The sequence below is a fragment of the Streptomyces boncukensis genome, from assembly GCF_011045075.1.
Lineage (GTDB): Bacteria > Actinomycetota > Actinomycetes > Streptomycetales > Streptomycetaceae > Streptomyces > Streptomyces boncukensis.
On record NZ_JAAKZZ010000722.1, the window covers coordinates 1 to 2,913 of the forward strand.

Sequence of the window (2,913 nt, forward strand, 5' to 3'; positions counted from 1 at the left end):
TCCAACGGCGCCTCTCGGGCCCGGTGGCACCACCCCCCAGGTCATCGACTTCCAACAGGGGGGAACAGCCATGCCGGGCCCGGAGGCCAGCAGCCCTCTTGCAGGACCGCGAAGACCATAACGGGGGCAGCGCGAGGCGGGAGCGCGTTTGCTCTGGAGTGCGCTCCATCTCCTACGGTCGCGGTGCATTCGGCGCTCGCCGGGCGATATCGACGGAAGGGAACGACATGACCAGGATTCCGACCCGCCACCTGGGCACGCTGGCCGTCTCCGCGCAGGGCTTCGGCTGCATGGGGATGAGCCACGGATACGGCTCCTCGGACGACGAGCAGTCGGTCGGCACCCTGCACCACGCCCTCGACCTCGGCGTGACGCTGTTCGACACCGCCGACTTCTACGGCAGCGGCCACAACGAGCAGCTGGTCGGCCGCGCTCTCGCGCACCGCCGCGACGAGGCCGTGATCACCACCAAGTTCGGTTTCGCCAACCGGTTCGGCGAGCCCACCGCGATACGGGGCGACGCCGCTTACGTCCGGCAGGCGTGCGAGGCGTCGCTGCGGCGGCTCGGCACCGACCACATCGATCTGTACTACCAGCACCGGGTCGACCCCGGCGTGCCCATCGAGGAGACGGTCGGCGCGATGGCGGAGCTGGTGCGGGAGGGCAAAGTGCGCCACCTCGGGCTCTCCGAGGCGGGTCCCGCCACCATCCGCCGGGCGCACGCGGTGCATCCGATCAGCGCGCTGCAGAGCGAGTGGTCGCTGTGGACCCGGGACCTGGAGAGCGGGGACGGGGCCGCGGCGGTGTGCCGGGAGCTCGGTATCGGGCTGGTGCCGTTCTCGCCGCTGGGCCGCGGCTTCCTCACCGGCCGCTACACCTCGGTCGAGGGCCTGGAGGAGTCCGACGCGCGCCGTTCCATGCCCCGCTTCGCGGACGGCAATCTGGAGCGGAACCTGGCGATCGTGGAGAGGCTGGAGGAGCTGGCGGCCGCCCGGGGCGTGACGGCCGGTCAGCTCGCGCTCGCCTGGGTGCAGCACCGGGGCGAGGACGTGGTGCCGATCCCGGGGACCCGCCGGAGGACGTATCTGGAGGAGAACGTCGCCGCGCTGGACCTCGCCCTCTCCGCCGACGAACTGGCCGCGATCGAGGCGGCGGCGCCGCGCGACCGGGTCGCGGGCACCCGCTACGACGCGAGCGCGCTGCGCTACGTCAACGGCTGACGGCGCGCGCCTGCTCCGCCGCCGTTCACTCCAGGCGGAGGGTCCACTCCCCCGCGCGCCCGGTCACGGTGAGCGTCGCGAGGGGGTGCACCTCGATATGCCAGTACGCGTGGGGCGGCGCCTTGAGCACGTAGCAGATCGCGGCCCGCAGCACGGCGGGCTCGGTGACGGCGACGGCCCAGCCGCCGTCGCCGACGGGCCTGGTCTCCAGCCAGCCGCCCACCCGCTGGATGAACGCCAGCAGCGACTCTCCGCCGTGCGGCGCGGCGCGCGGGTCGGACAGCCACCAGTCGACGTTCCGCGGCTCCCGCGCCGTCACCTCCCGGAGCGTCCAGCCGCGCCAGCGGCCCATGTCGCAGTCGCGCAGCGCGGGCTGGGGCAGCGGGGTCAGCCCGAGCACCTCCCCGGTCTCGCGGCAGCGCGCGGACGGTGAGCAGTAGCGCAGTTCGGCCGCCGCCAGCCGGACGAGTGACGGGATCATCCGCTGGACGTCCTGCCAGCCCGCCGCGTCCAGCGGGCGGTCGTCGTCGAACCGTCCGTCGAGTACGGACGCGCTGCGCGCCGCGGCGAGCAGCGTGAAGCGCGCATAGGGCGGGCTCGCGTGCATGAGCCGAGAGTAGAGCCGGTACGCGCTGCTGTTCGACAGTTGGCGCGTACGTGCCAGCGGCATGCGCGGCAGCCCGCACCGTGCGGTGCCGCGGCTCAGCCCGCCCCCGGCGGCATTCCGAGCGCGTCGCACGCCGTACGCAGGCGGCGTACGCCCTCGACGATCTCGCCCTCGGCGGCGGCCGGGGCGAATGTGAGCCGCAGATGGGGCGCCGGGGGCTCGGCCGCGAAGTACGGCCGCCCCGGCGCGACGGCGACCCCGGCGCGCAGCGCGGCGGTGACGAGGGCTCCCTCGTCCGTCCCCGCGGGCAGGCGCAGCCACAGATGGTAGCCGCCGCGCGGGGCGTGGGTGAGCTCCAGGGCCGGGACCTCGCGGGCGAGCGCGGCCAGCATGGTCCGGCGCCGGGCCCGCAACTCGGCCGCGACCGTGCGCAGATGGCGGCTCCAGGCGGGGGCGCCGACCAGCTCCAGTGCGGCCTCCTGGAGCGGCCGGGGCACAAAGAAGCTGTCCACGATCTGGATGGCGCGCAGCCGGTCGAGTGCGGGCCCGCGCGCGGCGAGGGCGCCCACGCGCATGCTGGGCGAGGTGGCCTTGGTGAGCGAGCAGATGTGCACGACGACGCCGTCCGCGTTCCCGGTGCTGTCCGCGTACATCGCGCCGGGCAGCGGGCCGGCGTCCTCGTGCCCGAGGTGCCGCGCGAAGTCGTCCTCCACCACGAACGCGCCGGCCGCGCGCGCCACCCGCAGTACCTCGGCGCGGCGCGCCCCGGACAGCACGCCGCCGGTGGGGTTCTGGAACAGCGGCTGGCAGACGAACACCCGTGCCCCGCTGGCCCGGAACGCCTCCGCGAGCAGGTCCGCGCGGACGCCGTCCGTGTCCGCCGGCACCGGCACCGGACGCAGCCCGGAGGCACGGGCCGCCGCCAGCATGCCGGGGTAGGTCGGGGACTCCACCAGCACCGCGGCGCCCGGGGGCGCCAGGGCGCGCAGCGCGGTGGTGAGCGCGCTCTGGCCGCCGGCGGTGATCAGCACCTCGGACGGGGCGACCCCGCCGTGCGGTCCGCCGATCTCGCGCGCGAACCAGCCG

General features: G+C 75.1%; 3 protein-coding genes. 1 reads left to right on the forward strand and 2 read right to left on the reverse strand.

Annotation, left to right across the window (positions count from 1 at the left end; all coding sequences use genetic code 11):
* Positions 1 to 227: 227 nt before the first annotated feature.
* Positions 228 to 1,220: an aldo/keto reductase gene (locus G5C65_RS34765; protein ID WP_165303051.1), complete on the forward strand. Its 993-nt coding sequence runs from the start codon at positions 228 to 230 to the stop codon at positions 1,218 to 1,220.
* Positions 1,221 to 1,245: 25 nt separating this feature from the next.
* Here the strand turns inward: G5C65_RS34765 and G5C65_RS34770 are convergent, their stop codons facing one another.
* Together G5C65_RS34770 and G5C65_RS34775 are read right to left on the reverse strand one after the other, a co-directional pair.
* Positions 1,246 to 1,827, reverse strand: coding sequence for a histidine phosphatase family protein (locus G5C65_RS34770; protein WP_165303052.1), 582 nt, complete (start codon positions 1,825 to 1,827; stop codon positions 1,246 to 1,248).
* 95 nt (positions 1,828 to 1,922) lie between these two features.
* Positions 1,923 to 2,913 (reverse strand): aminotransferase-like domain-containing protein (locus G5C65_RS34775; RefSeq protein WP_165303053.1); only part of this gene is annotated, 991 nt, incomplete at its 5' end.

What these genes read in the sequence shown, in the direction of transcription:
- G5C65_RS34765 (WP_165303051.1), top strand. Translation starts at nt 228, where the DNA reads ATGACCAGGATTCCGACCCGCCACCTGGGCACGCTGGCCGTCTCCGCG.
- G5C65_RS34770 (WP_165303052.1), bottom strand. Translation starts at nt 1,827, where the DNA reads ATGCACGCGAGCCCGCCCTATGCGCGCTTCACGCTGCTCGCCGCGGCG.